Here is a 22,222-nt window from a genome sequence, read left to right on the forward strand (position 1 = left end):
TGTGATATACTCTGCGCGCATTTTATATCCTATTAACAGAGTAAAACGATGACTGATTTATCAAAATACAGAAATATTGGTATTTTCGCGCACGTTGATGCGGGTAAAACCACAACAACTGAGCGTATCCTAAAACTGACTGGCCAAATCCATAAGACTGGTGAAGTTCATGATGGTGAATCAACTACTGACTTCATGGAGCAGGAAGCTGAGCGTGGTATTACTATCCAATCAGCGGCAGTTAGCTGTTTCTGGAACGATCACCGTCTAAACGTTATCGATACTCCTGGACACGTTGACTTTACAGTTGAAGTATATCGTTCTCTGAAAGTACTAGATGGTGGTATCGGTGTATTCTGTGGTTCTGGTGGTGTTGAGCCTCAGTCAGAAACTAACTGGCGCTATGCGAACGAATCAGAAGTATCTCGTATCATCTTCGTTAACAAACTTGACCGTATGGGTGCAGACTTCTTCAACGTAGTTGATCAAGTTAAGAACGTTCTTGCTGCAAACCCACTAGTAATGGTTCTTCCAATCGGTCGTGAAGACGACTTCGTTGGTGTTGTAGACCTACTAAGCCGTAAAGCATACGTATGGGATGACTCTGGTCTTCCAGAAAACTACGAAGTTAAAGACGTTCCAGCTGACATGGTTGACGACGTTGAAACTTACCGTGAAGAGCTTATCGAAACTGCTGTTGAGCAAGACGATGACCTAATGGAAGCGTACATGGAAGGTGAAGAGCCTTCAATCGAAGACATCAAGCGTTGTATCCGTAAAGGTACTCGTGACCTAGCATTCTTCCCAACATTCTGTGGTTCTGCATTTAAGAACAAGGGTGTTCAGCTAGTTCTTGACGCAGTTGTTGATTATCTACCAGCTCCAACTGAAGTAGATCCTCAGCCACTAACTGATCCAGAAACTGGTGAGCCAACTGGTGAAGTTGCAACTGTTTCTGCTGAAGAGCCTCTACGCGCTCTAGCATTTAAGATCATGGACGACCGTTTCGGTGCTCTAACGTTTATCCGTATCTACTCAGGTGTTATGAATAAGGGTGACACAATCCTTAACTCTGCAACTGGTAAAACTGAGCGTATCGGCCGTATGGTTGAGATGCAAGCTGACGAGCGTAACGAACTAACTACTGCACAAGCTGGTGACATCATCGCTGTTGTTGGTATGAAGAACGTTCAGACTGGTCACACTCTATGTGATCCTAAGCACGAATGTACTCTTGAGCCAATGATCTTCCCAGAACCAGTAATCTCTATTGCTGTATCTCCTAAGGACAAAGGTTCTACAGAGAAAATGGGTATCGCGATTGGTAAGATGGTTGCAGAAGATCCATCTTTCCAAGTTGAGACTGATGAAGATTCAGGTGAAACTATCCTGAAAGGTATGGGTGAACTTCACCTAGACATCAAAGTTGATATCCTTAAGCGTACTTACGGTGTTGAGCTTGAAGTAGGTCAACCACAGGTTGCTTACCGTGAAACTATCACTCAAGCAGTTGAAGATAGCTACACGCACAAGAAACAGTCTGGTGGTTCTGGTCAGTTCGGTAAGATCGATTACCGTATCAAACCAGGTGAGCCAAACTCTGGCTTCACGTTCTCTTCAACAGTTGTTGGTGGTAACGTACCTAAAGAATTCTGGCCTGCAGTTGAGAAAGGTTTTGCATCTATGATGGAAAACGGTGTTCTTGCTGGCTTCCCAACGCTAGACGTTGAAGTTGAACTATTCGACGGTGGCTTCCACGCAGTTGACTCGTCTGCAATCGCATTCGAAATCGCAGCGAAAGGTGCATTCCGTCAATCTATGCCAAAAGCTGGTGCTCAACTTCTAGAGCCAATCATGCACGTTGACGTATTCTCTCCAGAAGATAACGTTGGTGATGTAATCGGTGACCTTAACCGTCGTCGTGGCATGATCAAAGACCAACAAGCTGGTGCTACTGGTGTTCGTATTAAAGCTGACGTACCTCTATCTGAGATGTTCGGCTACATCGGTCACCTACGTACAATCACTTCTGGTCGTGGTCAGTTCTCTATGGAGTTCTCACACTACAATGCATGTCCAGCAAACGTTGCTGAAGAAGTTATTGCTAAAGCGAAAGAAGAGAAGAAGTAATTCGTCTTTTCCTTTGAATAAAAAAACCGCCTTATGGCGGTTTTTTTTTGCTGTCTTTATAACGGCCTGAGTACGTAGTCGGTGTCGATAATATCTAAATGAGACATATCGCACTGCTTAAAGTCGGCGACTTCTTGCTGTAGCCATTGAATAAAGATTTTGAGTTTAGGTCGATTGAAGTAATGCTCGGGAGCACATAGGTAATAGGCAAACTTAGGCTTGAGTGCGTAATTACCGATTCGCACTAGGGTTCCTTCTTTAATGTAGCGGTAGGCTAGGCTGTGTTTGATAAGCCCAACGCCTTGAACAGACAGTGCGCCTTCGACAACGAAGTGCGAGCCGTTATATTGTAGCGTTCGATTGCCTACTGGTGCACCGACATGTTGTAGCCACAAGTTCCAATCCATATCCGGCCAAGTATCTTCAATCAGGTCGGCTCGATGCAAATCTTGAACATCATAAATCTGGTGTTGCTGTTGGTATAACGGATGGCACACAGGGTAGATAATATCTTCCATGAGTAAGTGGCTTTGCACGCCCTCATAGATACCTTCACCATAACGTAGACAAATATCAACGGATTGATCCTGAAAAGAGACCAATTGGTTGTTAGGCTCGATCAACAGAGCAATATCAGGGTTTTGCTGACGAAAGCTTTGTATTCTCGGCACCAACCAATGCTGAGCAAATGATGGTAAGGTCGAGATGGACAAACGATTGGGATTGGGATCTTGGTTGACACTCTGAACTCCGGTGAATATATGTTCAAAGCCTTTAGCAAGTTCTCTATAAAGTTGTTGGCCCTCTAGCGTTAATAACACTTTCCTGTGCTGCCGATAAAATAAATGACAACCTAGGCTCTCTTCCAACTGTCGAATTTGTTGACTAACTGCAGCCGCTGAAACAAACAGGCGATTGGCGGCCATCTTAAAGCTGCCTAGCTCAGCCGCCTTATAGAAATAGTAAAGTCCTTGAAGAGGAGGCAGTTTTTCTTTCACTTAAGTTTTCCTTAACTCAAAGCCAAAATAGATCGTTTGTCACATATTGATGTTTTGCATGAAAATTATACAAAACAGAGGAGAATAGGCAATGGATAAAACAATCAACTCCGATCAATATGTACAAGATAAAGCAGAGAAAGGCTCGCTGACTAAGTTAATCTTAACTTACGTCAGGCAATGGCGTCAGAATCAACGCACTAGAAAAGTGCTATCGGAAATGCCAGATCATCTGTTGGAAGACATTGGAGTGACCAGAGAGCAGGCCAATAGAGAAAGTCGAAGACCATTTTGGCAATACAAATAAAGAAGGCGACTAACGTCGCCTTTATCTAGTATACGAGAGTGTTACTCTTCCCAAACAACCAGTTTATCTTTAGACCAGCTATGGCCGACTTCATGGTACTTCTGTTCAAGCAAGTGGCGTTTGATTTTCAGTGTCGGTGTCAGTAACCCATTCTCAATACTCCATGGTTCCTTAACCATTAGCACACCTTTGATTTGCTCATGAGACTCAAGTTCTTGATTCATGCGCTTAACGACACGCTCAGCGGTACGTGCGTAGCGTGCTTTGTCAAAGTTAGGGAAGTCGTGAGGCACAACGAGTAAGATTGGAGCTGGTAACCCTAAGCCTATTAAACACATCATTTCGACACGGCTGTATTCCGCAAGCTTTTTCTCGATAGGCACAGGCGCGACAAACTTACCTTTAGCCGTTTTGAAGGTGTCTTTCTTACGACCTTGAATGGTTAGGTAGCCTTCGCCATCAATAGCGCCAATATCGCCAGTATGCAACCATCCCTCGCTATTAAATGCTTCTTGAGTAGCGATGTCATTTTTGTAATAGCCCGAAAAGAGACCTTGGCCTCGAACCATGATTTCATCATCCTCGGCAATCCTAAGCTCAATACCTGGACCTGCATTACCAACAGTACCTATTTTATCTGCCCTGAATGGGTAGTTGATAGTGCTATACGCGAAAGATTCAGTCATGCCCCAGGCTTCAGTGATATTCAGTCCGACGCTGTGATACCAATCTAACAGAGCTGGTGGCACTGGAGCGGAACCACAACCAAGTACTCGTGCTTGGTCAAGGCCTAAGCCGTCTGCCAACTTCTTCTTAATCAAGGAATTGACGAACGGTATCTTGAGTAGAATGTTGAGTTTCTTCTGTGGCAGCTTATCTTGAATACGCTGCTGGAACAGAGTCCATAGTCGCGGCACTGAAATGAACAGTGTTGGACGCTGCATCTTCACATCTTCAATAAAGGTATCTAGTGATTCTGGGAATGCAGTCTGTACGCCTCCTACTACTGATGAACCAAAGATGTACACTCGCTCAGTAATATGAGCTAGTGGCAAATAAGAGAACAGACGATCGTTAGGTTCAATGCCAATATGGTCGATAAGTCTTTGAACCGACCAGCTAAATGCGCCATAGGTCAACATGGCACCTTTTGGTAGCCCAGAGGTACCCGAGGTATAAACTAACGACATCAGCTTGTCGTCGTAGTGGACAGGACGTTCTTCACTTGGCTTGCTATCGGCTACCAATTGATTAAACGTGTACTGGCAATCTGGCGCGGTATCGTAAGGCAGAGAAATCGTGATTAGGTCACCAAGAGATTCAATGACAGAGGTGGTTGCTTTAGCATCATCAAGTTTACCTGCAATCAACACCTTACTTTCACTGTGTGTTAGACAGTATTCGATGGTATCGGCACCAGCGGTTGGGAAAATTGGTACACTGATGTAGTCGCCAAGCATCATCGCTAAATCGCAAATAAACCACTCTGCGCAGTTTTTGGAAATGAGCGCGACTTTTTCGCCTGGCTGTATGCCAAGACCACGAAGAGCAGAAACAAGACGTAGTGCTTTATCTGCTACATCAGCATAAGTGAATTCGACGAACTCACGATTAATAATTTGTTTTAAGTAAACTTCATTCGGTCTTTCTTGCGCCCATTTTAGGATCATCTCGTTGGGCGGCGGTAGGGTACAACTTGAGAGAGTGCTTTCATTAGGCAGTATCATTCCTGAACTCCGTTTTCGTGTAGAACGATAATTTATAGTTATTGTAATGTTAATGTGTTGTTAACATTACAATACTAGTCACTATGGGTAAGTACCGCAAGATGCTAATGACGGATTATTGTGGGCTCAAGCACATTATTGGAGCAAAAGCTCCAATAATGTGAGTTGAGTGGAATATAAGGATTTGGATTGTCCGCTTAGATTTTAATGCCAAGGAATGTGACTGGAATACATCACAAGCTTGATTGCGTCTTGCTGGCAGCGCAATGCGTGCACGCAGTTGCTATCAATTTTTCCGAGTGCGACCATCTTTTCCAGTTCCAATAATGCATGGATCAAAGACCAAGATTCACTGTAATGACGGTGACTGGTTAGGGCATCAAAAATGTTAGCAACGGTAACAATACGAGCGGCAATCGGAATTTCGGCATGACTTAGTCCGTTTGGCGCACCCGATCCATCTAAATACTCATGATGATATTGGATAATATCTGTTAACAGTTTCATACTGGTTGGCTGTCGGTCGTGAATCTGTCTTGCTAGCTGGCTTACTAAGTTTAGCCCTTGCTGAATTTGTCCTTGCATCACGATGTTGCTATGCCACATTTCTTGCCATGGAGAACTCTGTTTCGAACTCAGTGAAGAGTATTTACCTATGTCGTGTAACTCCGCAAAGTGTACGATATAGTCGATGGTTTCATCATCGAGTTGATACAGCTCAGCCACTTGCAGCGCAATGAGCCTTGCGTACTGACCGACTCGGTAAGCATGATCGAGGCTCTCATCTAGATGTTCGAAATTGGTACTACGAACGGTATAGCCCATATCAGCCATAGCATTGACGTAGCTGCGCTGTTCGTTGACCGCTTTAGCGAGCTCATTGGTACAAGAGGTTAATTGTTCAACCGTAGTATTGTCGAAAAACTGGGGTTGATTTGCATCTAAAAATAGTAACCCAGTAAAGTGACCATCGTTGAGGACGGGTAAGGTTAATGAGGCCGCATAAGGCTGTTGTAACAACCAACGCGAGTGTTGCGATGAGTTAGTAATGGTTGATGAAAGGTCATTAATGACGCGATGTTTATGCTTGCAGGCCAGTTGCCCAAGCGCGGAGTTAGCGCTAATAGGAGCACTGTATCGAAGCAGGGGCTCTCCTAGTAATGTACTATGCGCAAATGTGCTCAACCTAGCATGTTGGGCATCGAAGAGCGCGACAGAGATTCTAACGATTTCGGGAGCATGAAGGCTAATGGCATGATGGGCACGTTTTAATTCATCATTAATAGAGCCTCGGCTCGAACTCCGATGATGGCTCCCAATAGAGCAGTCCTTCCTCATAACTCACCCCCCTGTTTGTGTAGGTGTTTTAGCACCTAATCACTGCTTGTCGATATAAAACCCTTTTATTGAATTGAAGCTGCAATGAGGGGAACTCCCCTCATTAATTAGTGTATGACTAAGCTGAAACTCTGACGAGAAATATTACCTAAAATCAGAGTGATAATTGATTTAGATTAAACTTACCACGGCTGGTGATAGTAACCCTGCAAAAGCAAAGAACACCACCATCCAAACGATAGGCAGTTTAAACTGCTTCATAAGGAGTGCACCTAAAAGCACCCAAGCAAGATCCATTGCACCAAAAACAGCGCTAACAAAGACAGGCTGGTAGAGGGCAGACAATAACAAACCAACTACGGCGGCGTTTACGCCCACCAATGCACCAGAAATCGCCGGTATTTTAGCGAGTTGCTGCCAGTTTTTTAACACGCCGACAAGGAGCAAAAAGCCAGGAACAAAGACACCAAGTGTTGCAACAATCGCCCCCCATACTGGTGCCGAAGGCATTAGCTCATAACCGATGTAAGTAGCAAAAGTGAACATTGGGCCTGGCACTGCCTGCGCTGCGGCATAACCCGTCAAGAAAGCGTCTTGCGTTAATTGATCGCCTACAATATTTTGTAGCAGAGGAAGAACTACGTGACCGCCACCAAATACCAAACTGCCTGCTTGGTAGAAATCGGAGAAAAGTGCTATCGATGACGACCATTGACCTATAAACGGTAGGGCGATAAGAAGTACGACGAAGCTGACTAATGGCAATACGGAGAAAGACAGTTTACTGGAGGTATTTACGGTTTCTGTATTTGCTAGATATCGGACGCCTAAAAGGGCTGCTACAACTAAAACCAGAGTTTGCGCTGCAATACTTTGGAACAAAAGCAGTGCAATGCCCGTAGCGATACAAATAGAAACAGTGAGTTTAGATTTGCAGAAATTCTTATACATACCCCAAGTGGCGTCAGCGACTACTAACACGGCGAGAAGTTTTAGGCCATGCACTACACTCTGAAAGTAATTGGATTCAGTGAGCTGACTGCTCAAGACTGCAAGGGCAAGCATAAGAATTACCGATGGCAGTGTGAAGCCAAGAAATGCCATGATACCGCCGCCAATGCCTGCGCGTTGATAACCGACAGCAAAACCGACTTGGCTTGAACCTGGGCCTGGTAGAAATTGGCTTAAGGCAACAATTTGGGCGTACTCTTCATCGCGTAGCCAGTTGAGTTTCTCAACAAAGGTATTGCGGAAATAACCAATATGAGCAGCGGGACCGCCAAAGCTGACCCACCCTAGAGCGAAAAAAATCTTAAATATAGCAAACAATGACTCATTGCTGTTTGAGTGGTTGTTTGTAGTTTCTTTGCTTAACGTAGACACCCGAGCACCTATCTTATGAAAATAACAATTTCGATTAGCGCCGATGCTACTGACTCATCTATAATGATTCAAATTAATAGATTTGATAGATACTATGAACGAAACTGGACGAGAGAAGATTGATTGGAAACGCATTGATTTAAATTTGTTGATCGTATTCTTTCACCTTTACCAAACACGCAGTGTGTCTGTAGCGGCAGAGAAGAGCTTTGTCAGTCAGTCAGCAATGAGTCACAGTTTATCTAAGTTACGAACTTTGTGTGGGGAGCGACTTTTTGAACGCAAAGGTCATCAAATGGTACCAACAGAGCGAGCTGTAGAGCTGTATCCAACGGTAGAACAGATATTAAATCTGGTGCAATTTAACGTGTTACCCACAGAACAATTCTTGGCAAAGAATTATCGCGGAATCTGCAAAATAGGATTAACTGATTACGCAGAGTTTATCTTTGCTCCAACTATTTATGACGCCATAGTGTCACAGGCACCCTGCGCCAAAGTCAGTTTTATCAACGTTAATCGGCACAATTATCGTTCAGTCAGTGAGCAGGAAAACTTAGACATCATCATCGGAAGTATTCCCGATTTAGAACAACAGTTTAGTGCACAAAAACTCTACACTGAAAAACATGTCTGTATCTATGACAGTAGTTTAGTGAAGGTTGGCGAATTGGATACTGAAACCTTCGCCTCGCTGCCACATTGTTTAGTCAGCCCGGAGGGCAACTTCACGAGTAACGTCGATAAGCACCTAGAGTCGATAGGATTATCACGTGAGGTTACTGCCGTTTCGCGAAACTTTCTGACGATAGGGCGTTTAGTTACGGGTCGTGAGATGTTTGCTATCGTGCCTGAAAAAATGGCTAAGATTAACCTGATTCAAACTAACCTCACATCCGCTCCGCCACCAGTACCCGTGGCTGATTTTGATATCTCGATGATTTGGAAAAAGCAGTCGCACATGAGTGATAAAATTCATTGGCTAAAAGACACCATATATGAAGCCATTTTGTCGTCGCTGCATGAAACCACACTTTAGTGGTAAGGATTACACAAATTTGTTCTGTAACAATTGTTAACGTATCCAAATTTGGCAGTTAGTTGCATATAGAAGCTAACTGCTAACAATTCTGTTAAGAAAGTGATCAGACCCACAACCTAAGCAATTTCTAGCGGTAATAGATCAAAAATCCCATCTCTCCCCCTTTAATTCCAAAAAATAAATGCTAATTTCTTTGTGTAAACGTTTCCAAATGGAAGCAAAAACCCCTACATAAAATGAGAATAACAGTTATGAAGAAGCAAATGGTTAAAGGATTAGTGGCCTCTGCAGTAGGTCTAGCTTGTTTCAGTCAAACAGCATTCGCGAAAGACATCACGGTATGGGCATGGGATCCAAACTTTAATGTGGCTATCATGCAAGAAGCCGCTGAGAAATACGAAGCGAAGCATGAAGATGTAAACATTAAAGTAGTTGATTTTGCGAAAGCGGATATCGAACAGAAGCTGCACACAATGCTAGCGTCTGGAATCACGTCGGCATTGCCTGATGTGGTATTGATTGAAGATTACAATGCTCAGAAATACTTGCAGTCATATCCTGGCTCATTTGCTCCTATGACAAATGCCGTTGATTACACTAAGTTTGCTCCGTACAAAGTGAATGTAATGACCGTCGGCGATGAAGTATATGGCCTACCATTTGATACAGGTGTTTCTGGCCTTTACTACCGTACTGATATTCTTGAAAAAGCAGGTTTCAGCGCTAAGGATATGGAAAACATCACTTGGGACCGTTTCATTGAAATTGGTAAACAAGTGAAGGAGAAAACGGGCGTTTCCATGTTAGGTAATAATCCATCTGACCTTGGTCTACTGCGTGTCATGATTCAAGGTGCAGGCAGTTGGTACTTCAACCAAGATGGTAGCCTAAACATTGCTAACAACAAGGCGCTTGAAGAAGGCATTAAGATTTTCCGTGACCTTCATACCACAGAAATTGCGCGTCCTACCATTGGTTGGTCTGAGTGGGTTGGTTCGGTAAATAGTGGCGCTGTTGCTTCTATTACTACTGGTGTTTGGATTACAGCATCAGTGAAAGCAGGCGAAGGTCAAGAAGGTAAATGGGCCGTTGCGCCAACACCACGCCTGAATGTAGAAGGGGCAGTGAACAGCTCTAACCTTGGTGGTTCAAGCTGGTATGTATTGAGTGCATCGAAAGAAGCAGATACAGCCATCGACTTCTTAAATCAAACTTTTGGCTCTGACAAAGAGTTCTACAACGAAATTCTTAAGAAGCAAGGTGCAGTTGGTTCTTACTTACCAGCTGGTAATACGCAGGCCTACCAATATGAAGATAGCTACTTTAATAACCAAAAGATTTACGCAGACTTCAACAAGTGGGCTGCTGAAATTCCAGCGGTTAACTATGGCATGTACACCTATGAAGTCGATGCAGCGATTGCAGCGCAGATGCCTTCAATCATGCAGGGTGCACCAATCGACAAAGTCTTAGAAAGTGTTGAGCAACAACTGAAATATCAGATTCAATAATCGTTTTTCCTTTGCCCCCATCTCTGCTGCGAGTCAGGGTGGGGGCCTTTTCTTCTCTTTGTTGGTGTCATTATGAGTGAATTAGTCAAGACGATTAAGTCTAACTCCAAAAACAATAAAAATAGCTTTCAGCGTTTTTATGATATTAATGGCTGGGGTTTCGTATTACCTGCCGTCATATTAGTGTCCTTATTTATGATCTATCCAATAGTGAACTCACTTTGGATGGCCATGCACTCTGGACGTGGTGTTATTATGGAGTTCGTTGGTTTTGGCAACGTAACTCGTTTATTTAACGATCCTGTATTTTTAAAAGCGCTCTCGAATACGTTTATTTTCTTGATTATTCAAGTGCCTATTATGATCTTGCTTTCGTTAGCATTATCGTCTTGTTTAAACTCACCAAATCTTAAGTTCAGAAGCCTATTCCGCTTAGCGATTTTCCTACCATGCGTTACTTCCTTGGTAGCTTACTCGATTCTATTTAAGAGTATGTTTGCTTATGAAGGCATTGTGAACTCATTCCTTATGTGGACCGGCGTTGTAAGCGACCCCATTCCGTGGATGGCTGACCCATTTTGGGCCAAAGTAACCATCATTATTGCGATTACATGGCGCTGGACAGGCTATAACATGATTTTCTTCTTATCCGCCATGCAGAACATTGATAAGTCAATTTACGAAGCCGCGCGTATTGAAGGTGTGAGTCCTATTAAACAGTTCTTCTTTATTACGGTTCCCTTACTTAAGCCGGTAATCCTATTTACTACGGTTATGTCGACTATTGGTACATTGCAGTTATTCGATGAGGTGGTGAATATTACCGCTGGTGGTCCTGCGAATGAAACCTTGACGTTATCTATGTATATCTATGACTTGTCATTTAAGTTTGTTCCAAACTTCGGTTATGCAGCAACGGTATCGTACGTCATCGTATTCTTTGCCGCTATTCTAGCAATGCTTCAATTTAGAATTGCGAGGGATAAATAATGAATAATAAAAACAAAGTGATGCGTGGTTTAATGTACGCATTTCTATCAATATTCTCGTTAGTCTCATTATTTCCGTTTTATTGGATGATTGTGTCCAGTACTAACACAACGACTCAGGTTAATACGGGTAAATTCACGTTTGGTGACCAATTACTGATTAACTTAGCTAAATTGAATGAGCAAATTGACCTTTGGCTTATTTTCTACAATACCTCGAAGATCGCCATTATTAGTACGCTGTTTACGCTGCTTATCTCATCCATGGCTGGTTATGGTTTTGAAGTGTATAAGAGCAAGGTGCGTGACCGTGTTTACAGTGCCATGCTACTGACAATGATGATTCCATTTGCCGCGCTGATGATTCCACTGTTCACGCTAATGGCTAAGGCAGGTCTGTTGGATACTCATCTTGCAGTGATGCTGCCGACCATTGCTTCAGTATTCATTGTGTTCTATTTCCGTCAATGTACTAAAGCGTTTCCATCAGAACTTATTGATGCAGCGCGAGTTGATGGTGTGAAAGATTGGAAAATCTACCTGTTTGTTTATATGCCCGTGATGAAAACCACGTACGCGGCCGCCTTTATTATCGTCTTTATGACGTCTTGGAATGCCTTCTTATGGCCGTTGATTGTATTGCAATCTGCCGAACTAAAAACAATTAACTTAGTGCTGTCCTCTTTGTCGTCAGCCTACTTCCCTGATTTTGGCATCATTATGGTGGGGACTGTGGTGGCAACCATTCCAACCCTAGCCGTATTCTTTTTGATGCAGAAGCAATTTGTGGCCGGTATGACTGGCTCTGTGAAATAGTGAGATGTTTAGAATGAGAACTTTCGATCAAGTAATTTCCGCTAGAGAGTGGGAAAACCAGCATGTAACGCATCATAACGTTCTGGACGCACATGCGCCGCTTAATGCGTTTCACAGTGAAGTTGCTGCAAAAGAGAACCTACCGTCTGAGAATATGCGCTCGCTAAACGGTGAATGGAAATTTAAGTTGTTCTCTCAACCGGAGCAGGTTGAAGCATCGTGCGTTGAAACTGCATTTGACGACAGTCAATGGGACGCGATTCAAGTGCCAAGTAACTGGCAACTACAGGGTTTTGATAAACCTATCTATACCAACGTTAAGTACCCGTTTGCTGATACCCCACCAATCGTGCCGCAGGATAACCCAACGGGATTGTATCGTGTGTCATTCACACTTGACGGAATCAAAGCAGATGAGCGCCAAACCGTAACTTTCGATGGTGTGAACTCGGCATTTCATATCTGGTGTAATGGAGTATGGGTTGGTTATTCTCAAGACAGTCGACTGGCGGCAGAGTTTGACCTGACTGATTTTGTTGTTGAAGGTGAAAACCAATTATCAGTGATGGTTCTTCGTTGGTCTGACGGTTCGTATCTCGAAGACCAAGATATGTGGTGGCTGAGTGGAATTTTCCGCAACGTCACTCTGCGCACTAAGCCCAAAACAGCCATTGCTGATGTACAGGTCAACACTGAGCTTGATGCGTGCTACCGCGATGCAGTGCTAAAAGTTACCACTAAGCTTACTGAGAAGGCCTCACCATTTAGCGTCAATATTGAGCTGTTTGATGAATTGGGCAATAGCATCTTTGGGCGCAAGTCTGCACTATGCGGTCAGCGCATCATTGATGAGAAAGGTCCGTGGCAAGAAATCGCTGAGCACCAGGTTGCCATTGAAAACCCGAAAAAATGGAGTGCTGAAAAGCCGAATCTTTACCGTCTAGTGGTTTCTCTTAATGACGAAGATGGTCAGTTGGTGGATTGTGAAGCCTACAACGTTGGTTTCCGCAGCGTTGAGATCACTGACGGTCAATTGAAGGTGAACGGTAAGGCACTGTTGGTACGTGGGGTTAACCGTCACGAACATCATCCAGAAATGGGTCACACTATGACTCGTGAAGGCATGATTGAAGACATCAAACTGCTGAAACAATACAACTTCAATGCGGTGCGTACCGCCCACTATCCGAATGACCCACTCTGGTATGAGTTATGCGACGAATACGGCTTATACCTAGTTGATGAGGCCAACATCGAAACGCACGGTCAGTTCCCAATGTGTCGTCTGTCAGATGATGTCACCTGGATGAACGCGTATATGCGTCGAATGACTCGTTTGGTTGAGCGTGATAAGAACCACCCATCCATTATCATTTGGTCTTTAGGCAATGAATCAGGTATTGGTAACAACCATCATGCGATGTACCAATGGACTAAACTTCGCGATCCATCACGTCCGGTACAATATGAAGGTGGCGGTTCCGATACGGCGGCAACCGATATTATCGTGCCTATGTATGCTCGCGTAGATAGCGATCAGCGCCATCATATCGACCCAACGGTCACACCAAAACTTGCCATCAAAAAGTGGCTTGGAATGCCGGGCGAAGAGCGTCCGCTTATCCTTTGCGAATACGCACACGCAATGGGGAACAGTTTAGGTAGCTTCGACAAATACTGGGATGTGTTCCGTGAGTATCCACGCTTACAAGGTGGTTTCATTTGGGACTGGGTAGATCAAGGTTTGACTAAAACCGACGAAAACGGCAATCAGTATTGGGCATATGGCGGTGATTTTGGTGATGACATCAATGACAGACAGTTCTGTATCAATGGTCTCATTTTCCCTGACCGCACCGTGCATCCTACTTTGTTTGAAGCGAAAAAGGCTCAGCAATTCCATCAAGTTACCCTTCGCTCTACTGAGCCTGTAGTGATTCGAGTGGAAAGTGAGTACCTATTTACGTCACCAAGCGATGAGGTATTGAACTGGACGATTACAGAGGATGGTTTTGCCATCGCCCAAGGCTCTACGGAGTTAATTATTTCTCCAGAAGGTCATCTAGATATTCAGTTAGCTGAAGCATTACCAGAAACTAAGTTAGGTAGTGATTACCACCTTAATGTTGAGATTGTAAAAACCTCAGCAACCATATGGTCTGAGGCTGGTCATCTCGTGTCAGCAGAGCAAATAACCCTGCCTGCGAAGTTTGGTCTAGCACCGCGACTAAGTAACGATTCGGGCTTGCCTGATGCAGTAGTGAAAGGCGGTTCCTTGACACTGACTGCGGGTGAACAATCTATTACGTTTGATAGCGCAACAGGATATCTCACGTCTTGGTTGGTAGAAGGACAAGAGTCGCTACTGCAAGCGCCAAAAGACAACTTCTACCGTGCGCCATTGGATAATGACATCGGCACCAGTGAAGCTGACCGAGTGGACCCAACAACCTGGCTAGCTCGTTGGGATGCGGCAGGTCTGCCATCGTTGACGGCTGAATGTATTGGTTTTGACCACTTTGTTCGCGGCAAATACCACCAAGTAGAATCTCGCTACGCTCATACGTTTGAAGGGCAGTTGGTGTTCGAAACACTATGGACTTATCAAGTATTCAATGATGGTGAAGTCAACGTAAACGTAACGGTCAATGCGGCTAAAGGTCTGCCATCACTGCCTCGAGTCGGTATGGAGTTAGCACTTGCTAACACTATCGATTCGGTTAGCTGGTATGGTCGTGGTCCTTTTGAAAACTACAGCGATAGAAAATTGGCGGCGCACATGGGACGCTATCAAGCGTCTATTGAAGAGATGCATACGCCGTATATTTTCCCAACCGATTGTGGCCTACGCAGCGATGTTAAACAGAGCCAAATTGGCGCGTTATCAATTAGTGGTGAGCACCATCTGTCCGTCAGTCGCTATAGCACTGAAGTGATGAAAGCAGCGAAACATACCAATGAATTGATCGACAGCGGAAAACTGTTTGTGCGCATTGATGGCTTCCATATGGGCGTGGGCGGTGATGACTCATGGACACCAAGCGTTCATGAAGAATTCAAGTTGCTTGCTGAGCAATATCGTTATCAATTGACGCTGCGTATGTCGGTGCACGCATAGCGTTTCATCATTCATAGAGATTGAACTTCGCTTGCAGAGGAGACGCTCAGCAAGCGAACAAAAAGAATTAAGGATAGAACATGGCAGATATTAAACTTTCCAATGTAGTGAAGCGCTATGGTGATGCAACCGTTATTCACGGTGTGGATCTTGATATCAAAAAAGGTGAATTCGTTGTTTTTGTCGGTCCATCTGGTTGTGGTAAATCAACACTACTACGTCTAATTGCAGGTCTAGAAGAGATCACCGACGGTGTTTTAGAAATTGATAACAAAGTAGTTAACCACGTTGACCCAGCTGAGCGTGGAATTGCGATGGTATTCCAGTCGTACGCGCTGTATCCGCACTTAACGGTTGAGGAGAACATGGGCTTTGGGATGAAAATGAACGGCTTCCCTAAAGACGAAATCAAAACTAGAGTAGACCGCGCAGCAAAAGCTCTACAACTTGATCATCTCATGGATCGCAAACCCAAAGATATGTCAGGTGGTCAGCGTCAGCGAGTGGCAATTGGGCGTGCGATTGTTCGTGATCCAAAAGTATTCCTGTTTGATGAGCCTCTATCCAACCTCGATGCTGAGTTGCGTGTAGACATGCGCTTGCAAATTGCCAGTTTACACCGTGAACTTGATACTACGATGATCTACGTTACCCACGATCAGGTCGAGGCGATGACCCTAGCTGATAAGATTGTAGTATTACGTGATGGTCAAGTAGAGCAAGTAGGTTCGCCGCTTGAGCTATATAATAGCCCCGACAATGAGTTTGTGGCAGGCTTTATCGGCTCACCAAAGATGAACATGTTACCTGCACACGTTACTAACGTAGATGAAGGTTGTATCACTATTTCTCTGCCAGATGATCAGTCGATTGAAGTAAAGGTCGACACATCTAAGGTAAAAGAAGGCGATAAAGTGACGTTTGGTCTGCGTCCAGAACACATTGTTTTGGATAATTCCGGCGAGCAAAAACTTCACTTCTCTACGCAAGCGGTAGAACGTTTAGGTAACAGTACTTATCTGTTTGGCATGGTGGCGGGCTTTGATAACTATCGAGTTCATGTATCAGGTGATTTTGAGGTTGCACGTGGTGACGAGCTTGATCTGAGCTTCAATATAGAAGATTGCCATATCTTCCTAGATTCACTTTGTATCTCTAACATTTAAATAAAAATGGGCTAGCACTTGCTAGCCCATTTTTCTATCCGTTACTTTCTATCCGCTACGTCAAGGCGAAACGTGTCCATACTTTAGAACGCCAGCGTCGAATCATTACGACACCGCGAACCCACTCATCCATGCCAATAGCAATCCAAGCGCCTATTACGCCGTAGCCCCAATGGATGCCAAGCAGATAGGCAAAAAGCACCGCAATACCCCACATACTTAAGATACCCATTTTTACTGGGAACTTAATATCGCCAGCACCTTTGAGCGCGGCGATAAAAATTAAGTTGGATACGCGTCCTGACTCGACAAATATTGACCCACCAATAAGCAATGCCACTAATACAACAATTTCGCTATCTTGCGTGAACAGATCAATTAATGGGTAACGGAACAGGAACAGCAGTATAACAATACCGGTTGATGCGATTAGACCCACTAAATAGTATTTTTGAACTCGGCCTAAGATATCGTCGATCCTGCCCTTACCGATAAAGTAGCTGGCCTGAATTTGTCCGGCTTGCCCCAGAGCTAACGCAAAGGCAAACGACACGCGAGTGATATTTTGTGCATAAGTATATGCGGCAAGGGAGGAGGTTCCCATCTGCACCACGAAATATACGATGGTCATTTGCGCCATGTTGTAAGAGAGAATTTCTCCGGCGTTCATGGCACCGATCTTCATAATCTTTTTATATAGCGCTTTAGGGATCTCGCGCCATTGGTTAAATGGCAGCTCGATGCGTTTTTTACCAACGACCCAGATCATCAATAAGGTACCGATCACTTGGCTGACGACTGTCGCAGTTGCAACGCCGCTAACGCCAAAGACTGGCAATCCAAATGGCTGGTACAGCGCGACATAGTTACCGGCGATATTAATCACCCCAGCGATGAGGTTGATGACCATAGGGGAGCGTGAATAACCATGACTACGCAATATTGTAGTAAGCACTATGCCTATGGTGACATTGAATGTCATGGAACCGCTGATGATCAGGTATTCGTAACCAAAGGCTGCTACTTGGTCTTCAAGACCAAATAGCGCAATAAAATGTTCGGCCCCTAAAAAAAGTGACAGACTGAGAATACCACCAACGACTACTGCTAACAGGATACTAGCAACACCTGTGTGTGCAGACTCACTGAATTTGGATGCGCCGTTGTATTGAGCGATGAGTATCCCCGTACCACTGCTTACCATCATGGAAACAACAATAAGGAAGAAAGTAATTTGGGTAATAACACCAACTGCGGATACCGCTAAGTCGGAGTACCCACTGAGCATAAACACATCCGTGGTATTAAGTGCGGTTCTTAGCAAAACCTCAATAAAGATTGGCCAAGTCAACGCTACGATATTCATTCGTTTGCTGAGCGCTGAAGCATTTTCAGACATTCGATTACGCCTAATTAAATAGAGGAGCTGATTAAAGGGGCGGCAAGTTTACTCTCAAATAGAGTAAACGCAATACCACTAGTAAAGGTAGGGGATAGTTTGACATATTTCGAACTATTGTAAACGTTCTCATAAGAGTTCGAGAGTGCGTAAGAATTACAGCAGTAAAATTTAGCAAAAAAGGAGACCAAGATCTCGATGTTACACTATGAAACGTTCAGAGAGCTTGTTTTTACATGATATGTTAACCATTTCAAACAAATTAAACAACTCGTTACAGTTGTTGTTACGTTTGTAAATTTTTTTAACTTCCTCACATTAATTGTTCATTTTATCACTATACTCTGGGTTAAACGTTTTCACTTTGAGTGTAATTTAGTCAAACAATAACGTTTTTATCCCCTACATAAACACTATAAAATTAACAAATAGGACTTGTTCAATGAAAAAGTTAACTCTTCTAGCTGCGCTATGTGCTGGTATGGGCTTTGGAACTCAAGCAGTTGCAAGCACAACAGTAGGTTTTACTATCTACAAGTACGACGATAACTTCATGTCTGTAGTTCGCCAAGCTATCGAGAAAGAAGCAGGCCAAGACAGTGATACTCGCATCCTGATGAACGATTCTCAGAACAGCCAGTCTATGCAAAATGACCAAGTTGATGTAATGCTTGCTCGTGGCGTTCAAGCGCTTGCTATCAACCTAGTTGACCCTGCAGCGGCACCAACCATCATCCAGAAAGCGAAAATGGATGACGTGCCAATTGTTTTCTATAACAAAGAACCAAGTGCTAAAGCGTTAGCAAGCTACGATAAAGCTTACTACGTAGGTACTGACTCTAAAGAGTCTGGCATTATCCAGGGCGACCTCATTGCTCAGCAATGGAAAGCGAACCCATCTTGGGACAAAGATGGTGACGGTAAGCTTTCCTATGTATTGCTAAAAGGTGAACCAGGTCACCCAGATGCTGAAGCTCGTACAACGTATTCTGTGAAAACTATCAATGACAACGGCATCGAAACTGTAGAACTGCACATGGATACAGGCATGTGGGATACAGCGATGGCGAAAGATAAGATGGACGCATGGTTGTCTGGCCCTAACGGTAACAAGATTGAAGTGGTTATTGCTAACAACGACGGTATGGCAATGGGCGCAGTAGAAGCTCTGAAAGGTGCGGGTGCTGATATCCCAGTGTTCGGTGTTGATGCTCTAGCGGAAGCACTAGCGCTTATTAAGTCTGGTGAAATGGCGGGTACTGTACTTAACGATGCAGACTCTCAAGCAAAAGCAACATTTGAATTGGCTCGTAACCTAGCAAATGGCAAAGCGGCAACTGAAGGCACTCAGTGGGAACTAAACAACAAAGTTGTACGTGTTCCTTATGTTGGCGTTGATAAGTCAACTCTAGAATAATCTCGCAAATAAGGGAGAAGTGATAACTTCTCCCTTAATCCCTACCAAGCATATCGATACCAATCATTAAAATTATTGGTACGGGATTGTTTTGTCTGATTTCTACCTAATACCAGATAATTAATAAGTGATGCCATGGAAAATCAACAGCATGAATTTCTGTTAGAAATGACAGGGGTGAGTAAGTCTTTCCCAGGGGTTAAGGCATTAGACAAGGTAAATCTTAAAGTTCGACCACACTCTATTCATGCGTTAATGGGTGAGAATGGGGCGGGTAAGTCGACGTTACTAAAATGCCTATTCGGAATATACGAAAAAGATGAAGGCGATATTGTTTTCCTAGGAAAGCATGTCGATTTTCAATCATCAAAAGAAGCATTGGAATCTGGGGTTTCAATGGTTCACCAAGAATTGAACCAGGTACTGCAATGTACCGTTATGGATAATATTTGGCTTGGCCGCTATCCAAAGAAAGGCCTCTTTGTCGACCACGAAAAAATGTACCGTGATACTAAAGAGATCTTTAAAGAACTCGACATCAATATCGATCCTAAAGTAAAAGTGAATACCTTATCGGTATCACAAATGCAGATGTTGGAAATCGCTAAAGCGTTCTCTTACGATGCAAAAATCGTCATCATGGACGAGCCAACCTCCTCTCTGACTGAGAAAGAGGTAAACCACCTGTTTACTATTATCAAGAAATTGAAAGATAAAGGGTGTGGCGTTGTTTATATCTCACACAAAATGGAAGAGATCTTTGCCATTTGTGATGACATTACCATTCTCCGTGATGGTCAATGGGTTGATACGCGCCCTCTTGAAGGTCTCACTATGGACTCTATTATCGCCATGATGGTAGGTCGTGAACTGACGCAGCGTTTCCCAGAAAAAAGCAATGTACCTAAAGAAACGATTCTTGAGGTCAAAAATCTCACCGCACTTAACCAACCTTCTATTCAAGATGTCTCATTTGAACTTAAAGCCGGCGAAATCCTAGGGGTTGCAGGTTTGGTGGGTTCAAAACGAACTGACATCGTGGAAACCATTTTTGGTGTTCGAGAGCGCAGCGAAGGCACTATTTTGCTTAACGGCAAAGAGATGCGAAATCGAGATGCGCATGAGGCGATCAACAATGGTTTTGCTTTGGTTACCGAAGAGCGTCGCTCGACCGGTATCTACGGCAATCTTGATATTACCTTTAACTCTTTAGTGGCGAACGTTGAGGAATATAAAACCAAGTCTGGTTTGCTAAGCAATAAGAAAATGAAAAGTGACACTCAATGGGTGATTGATTCGATGAGCGTGAAAACGCCGGGTCATGAAACGGCAATTGGGTCACTGTCTGGTGGTAACCAACAAAAGGTCATCATTGGTCGCTGGTTGTTAACGCAACCTGAAATTCTCATGCTTGATGAACCAACTCGTGGTATCGACGTTGGTGCGAAGTTCGAAATCTATCAACTTATTTTAGAGTTAGCGAAGAAGAACAAAGGCATCATCATTATCTCTTCAGAAATGCCGGAACTATTGGGTATCACCGACCGAATTCTTGTTATGAGTAATGGTCGTGCTGCTGGTGTCGTCGAGACGAAGACTACTACTCAGAATGAAATTTTAGAGCTGGCCTCTCGTTACCTCTAGGAAAAATATTATGGACTCAGTAAAAACATTTGCACTAAAGCACCTCAAAGAAGGCGCTATTTATGCGGTTCTTTTTATCTTGTTAGCGGTCATCGTGATTCAAGAGCCGTCTTTCTTAAGTTTACGTAACTTCAGTAACATCCTGACGCAATCCTCGGTGCGTGTCATTATCGCTCTAGGTGTGGCTGGCTTGATTGTCACTCAGGGTACTGACCTTTCAGCGGGTCGTCAGGTTGGCTTAGCTGCGGTAGTTTCCGCTACCTTGCTGCAATCAGTCGACAACGTAAACAAGGTTTTCCCTAATATTGGTGAAGTGCCGATCTTCGCGGTTATCCTCGTTGTATGTGCTTTGGGTGCAATTATCGGTCTAGTGAACGGTATCATCGTTGCTTACCTCAAAGTAACACCATTTATCGCTACTCTAGGTACGATGATCATCGTTTATGGTATTAACTCTCTTTACTACGACTCTGTAGGTGCATCACCGATTGCAGGCTTCGATGAGCGCTTTTCTGTGTTCACGCAAGGTTTTATACGGATGGGAGATTTTAGGTTCTCCTACATAACCTTCTACGCCATTATCGCCATCATCTTTATGTGGATTCTATGGAATAAGACGGTCTTTGGTAAAAACATCTTTGCAGTGGGTGGTAACCCAGAAGCTGCGAAAGTATCGGGCGTTAACGTACCAATGACACTGTTGAAAGTGTACGCGTTGTCTGGTGTATTCTACGCTTTCGGCGGTATGTTAGAAGCAGGCCGTATAGGTAGTGCCACCAACAACTTAGGTTTCCTCTACGAGCTTGATGCAATTGCGGCCTGTGTGGTAGGTGGTGTGTCTTTCGCGGGTGGTGTCGGTAGTATCGCCGGGGTCGTTACGGGTGTTCTTATCTTCACTGTTATCAACTATGGTATGACTTATATTGGCGTGAGCCCGTACTGGCAGTACATCATTAAAGGTTCCATCATTATCTTCGCTGTCGCACTTGACTCAATGAAGTATGCGAACAAGAAGTAACTTCCAATAGGCGTCCATTTCGGGCGCCTTTTTGTTTCCTTTTCACAGCTATTGGTTAAATTCGTGTAATCGTTTAACTTTGGTCTTTGGGTTTAGGGTCCTTAACTAAAGGTGTTCATATCCACTTTTACGCTATCGGTAGCTGTTTTTTATTGAAATTAGTGTAAACGTTTACACTTTTTGCGCTTGATCACAGATCGATCTTGCTGGCTATTGCTA

At 43.9% G+C, this 22,222-nt stretch carries 16 protein-coding genes; 11 read left to right on the forward strand and 5 right to left on the reverse strand.

The features are described from left to right. Positions 1-48: 48 nt before the first annotated feature. Positions 49-2,130, forward strand: coding sequence for an elongation factor G (gene fusA / locus AWH66_RS05565; RefSeq protein WP_063606025.1), 2,082 nt, complete (start codon positions 49-51; stop codon positions 2,128-2,130). A gap of 56 nt (positions 2,131-2,186) precedes the next feature. Here the strand turns inward: fusA and AWH66_RS05570 are convergent, their stop codons facing one another. Then, on the reverse strand, positions 2,187-3,128 hold the full coding sequence (locus AWH66_RS05570) for a LysR substrate-binding domain-containing protein (RefSeq protein WP_063606026.1): 942 nt from the start codon (positions 3,126-3,128) through the stop codon (positions 2,187-2,189). A 91-nt stretch (positions 3,129-3,219) separates the two neighbouring features. On the opposite strand from AWH66_RS05570, the gene AWH66_RS05575 reads away from it, so the two are divergent. Continuing rightward, on the forward strand, positions 3,220-3,435 hold the full coding sequence (locus tag AWH66_RS05575; RefSeq protein WP_063606027.1) for a DUF1127 domain-containing protein: 216 nt from the start codon (positions 3,220-3,222) through the stop codon (positions 3,433-3,435). Between the two features lie 41 nt (positions 3,436-3,476). On the opposite strand, the gene AWH66_RS05580 is transcribed toward AWH66_RS05575, so the two are convergent. The 3 genes from AWH66_RS05580 to chrA form a co-directional block, all read right to left on the reverse strand. Beyond that, positions 3,477-5,162: an AMP-binding protein gene (locus AWH66_RS05580; RefSeq protein WP_063606028.1), complete on the reverse strand. Its 1,686-nt coding sequence runs from the start codon at positions 5,160-5,162 to the stop codon at positions 3,477-3,479. Between the two features lie 204 nt (positions 5,163-5,366). Further along, entirely contained in the window at positions 5,367-6,500 is a 1,134-nt protein-coding gene (locus AWH66_RS05585; protein WP_063606029.1) for an HD domain-containing phosphohydrolase, read from the reverse strand. 171 nt (positions 6,501-6,671) lie between these two features. Continuing rightward, positions 6,672-7,829, reverse strand: a complete 1,158-nt coding sequence (gene chrA / locus AWH66_RS05590; protein WP_063606141.1) for a chromate efflux transporter — start codon at positions 7,827-7,829, stop codon at positions 6,672-6,674. 148 nt (positions 7,830-7,977) lie between these two features. Here chrA and AWH66_RS05595 point away from each other — a divergent pair, with 148 nt between their 5' ends. The 6 genes from AWH66_RS05595 to AWH66_RS05620 all read left to right on the forward strand — a co-directional run bounded on the left by AWH66_RS05595 (position 7,978) and on the right by AWH66_RS05620 (position 16,525). Next, positions 7,978-8,922 (forward strand): LysR family transcriptional regulator, encoded by a 945-nt coding sequence (locus tag AWH66_RS05595; protein ID WP_063606030.1) that lies wholly within the window; start codon positions 7,978-7,980, stop codon positions 8,920-8,922. 254 nt (positions 8,923-9,176) lie between these two features. Further along, positions 9,177-10,436 (forward strand): ABC transporter substrate-binding protein, encoded by a 1,260-nt coding sequence (locus tag AWH66_RS05600; RefSeq protein WP_063606031.1) that lies wholly within the window; start codon positions 9,177-9,179, stop codon positions 10,434-10,436. A 72-nt stretch (positions 10,437-10,508) separates the two neighbouring features. After that, positions 10,509-11,426 carry a carbohydrate ABC transporter permease gene (locus AWH66_RS05605; protein ID WP_063606032.1) on the forward strand — a complete coding sequence of 306 codons (918 nt, stop codon included), beginning with the start codon at positions 10,509-10,511 and terminating at the stop codon, positions 11,424-11,426. After that, positions 11,426-12,241, forward strand: a complete 816-nt coding sequence (locus tag AWH66_RS05610; protein ID WP_063606033.1) for a carbohydrate ABC transporter permease — start codon at positions 11,426-11,428, stop codon at positions 12,239-12,241. The genes AWH66_RS05605 and AWH66_RS05610 overlap by 1 nt, the downstream gene beginning before the upstream one ends. Positions 12,242-12,254: 13 nt before the next feature. Then, on the forward strand, positions 12,255-15,359 hold the full coding sequence (locus tag AWH66_RS05615; RefSeq protein ID WP_063606034.1) for a beta-galactosidase: 3,105 nt from the start codon (positions 12,255-12,257) through the stop codon (positions 15,357-15,359). 80 nt (positions 15,360-15,439) lie between these two features. Further along, positions 15,440-16,525 (forward strand): ABC transporter ATP-binding protein, encoded by a 1,086-nt coding sequence (locus AWH66_RS05620; RefSeq protein ID WP_063606035.1) that lies wholly within the window; start codon positions 15,440-15,442, stop codon positions 16,523-16,525. A 55-nt stretch (positions 16,526-16,580) separates the two neighbouring features. On the opposite strand, the gene AWH66_RS05625 is transcribed toward AWH66_RS05620, so the two are convergent. Continuing rightward, complete coding sequence (locus tag AWH66_RS05625; protein WP_063606036.1) at positions 16,581-17,924, reverse strand: MATE family efflux transporter; 1,344 nt, start codon at positions 17,922-17,924, stop codon at positions 16,581-16,583. A 442-nt stretch (positions 17,925-18,366) separates the two neighbouring features. Between AWH66_RS05625 and mglB the strand changes: the two genes are divergently transcribed. The 3 genes from mglB (at position 18,367) to mglC (ending at position 22,003) form a co-directional block, all read left to right on the forward strand. After that, positions 18,367-19,341, forward strand: a complete 975-nt coding sequence (mglB, locus tag AWH66_RS05630; protein WP_063606037.1) for a galactose/glucose ABC transporter substrate-binding protein MglB — start codon at positions 18,367-18,369, stop codon at positions 19,339-19,341. Between the two features lie 135 nt (positions 19,342-19,476). After that, on the forward strand, positions 19,477-20,985 hold the full coding sequence (gene mglA, locus AWH66_RS05635; RefSeq protein ID WP_063606038.1) for a galactose/methyl galactoside ABC transporter ATP-binding protein MglA: 1,509 nt from the start codon (positions 19,477-19,479) through the stop codon (positions 20,983-20,985). Positions 20,986-20,995: 10 nt separating this feature from the next. Continuing rightward, positions 20,996-22,003 (forward strand): galactose/methyl galactoside ABC transporter permease MglC, encoded by a 1,008-nt coding sequence (mglC, locus tag AWH66_RS05640; protein WP_063606039.1) that lies wholly within the window; start codon positions 20,996-20,998, stop codon positions 22,001-22,003. Positions 22,004-22,222 lie beyond the last annotated feature (219 nt).

The sequence above is a fragment of the Vibrio barjaei genome (assembly GCF_001639065.2).
Lineage (GTDB): Bacteria > Pseudomonadota > Gammaproteobacteria > Enterobacterales > Vibrionaceae > Vibrio > Vibrio barjaei.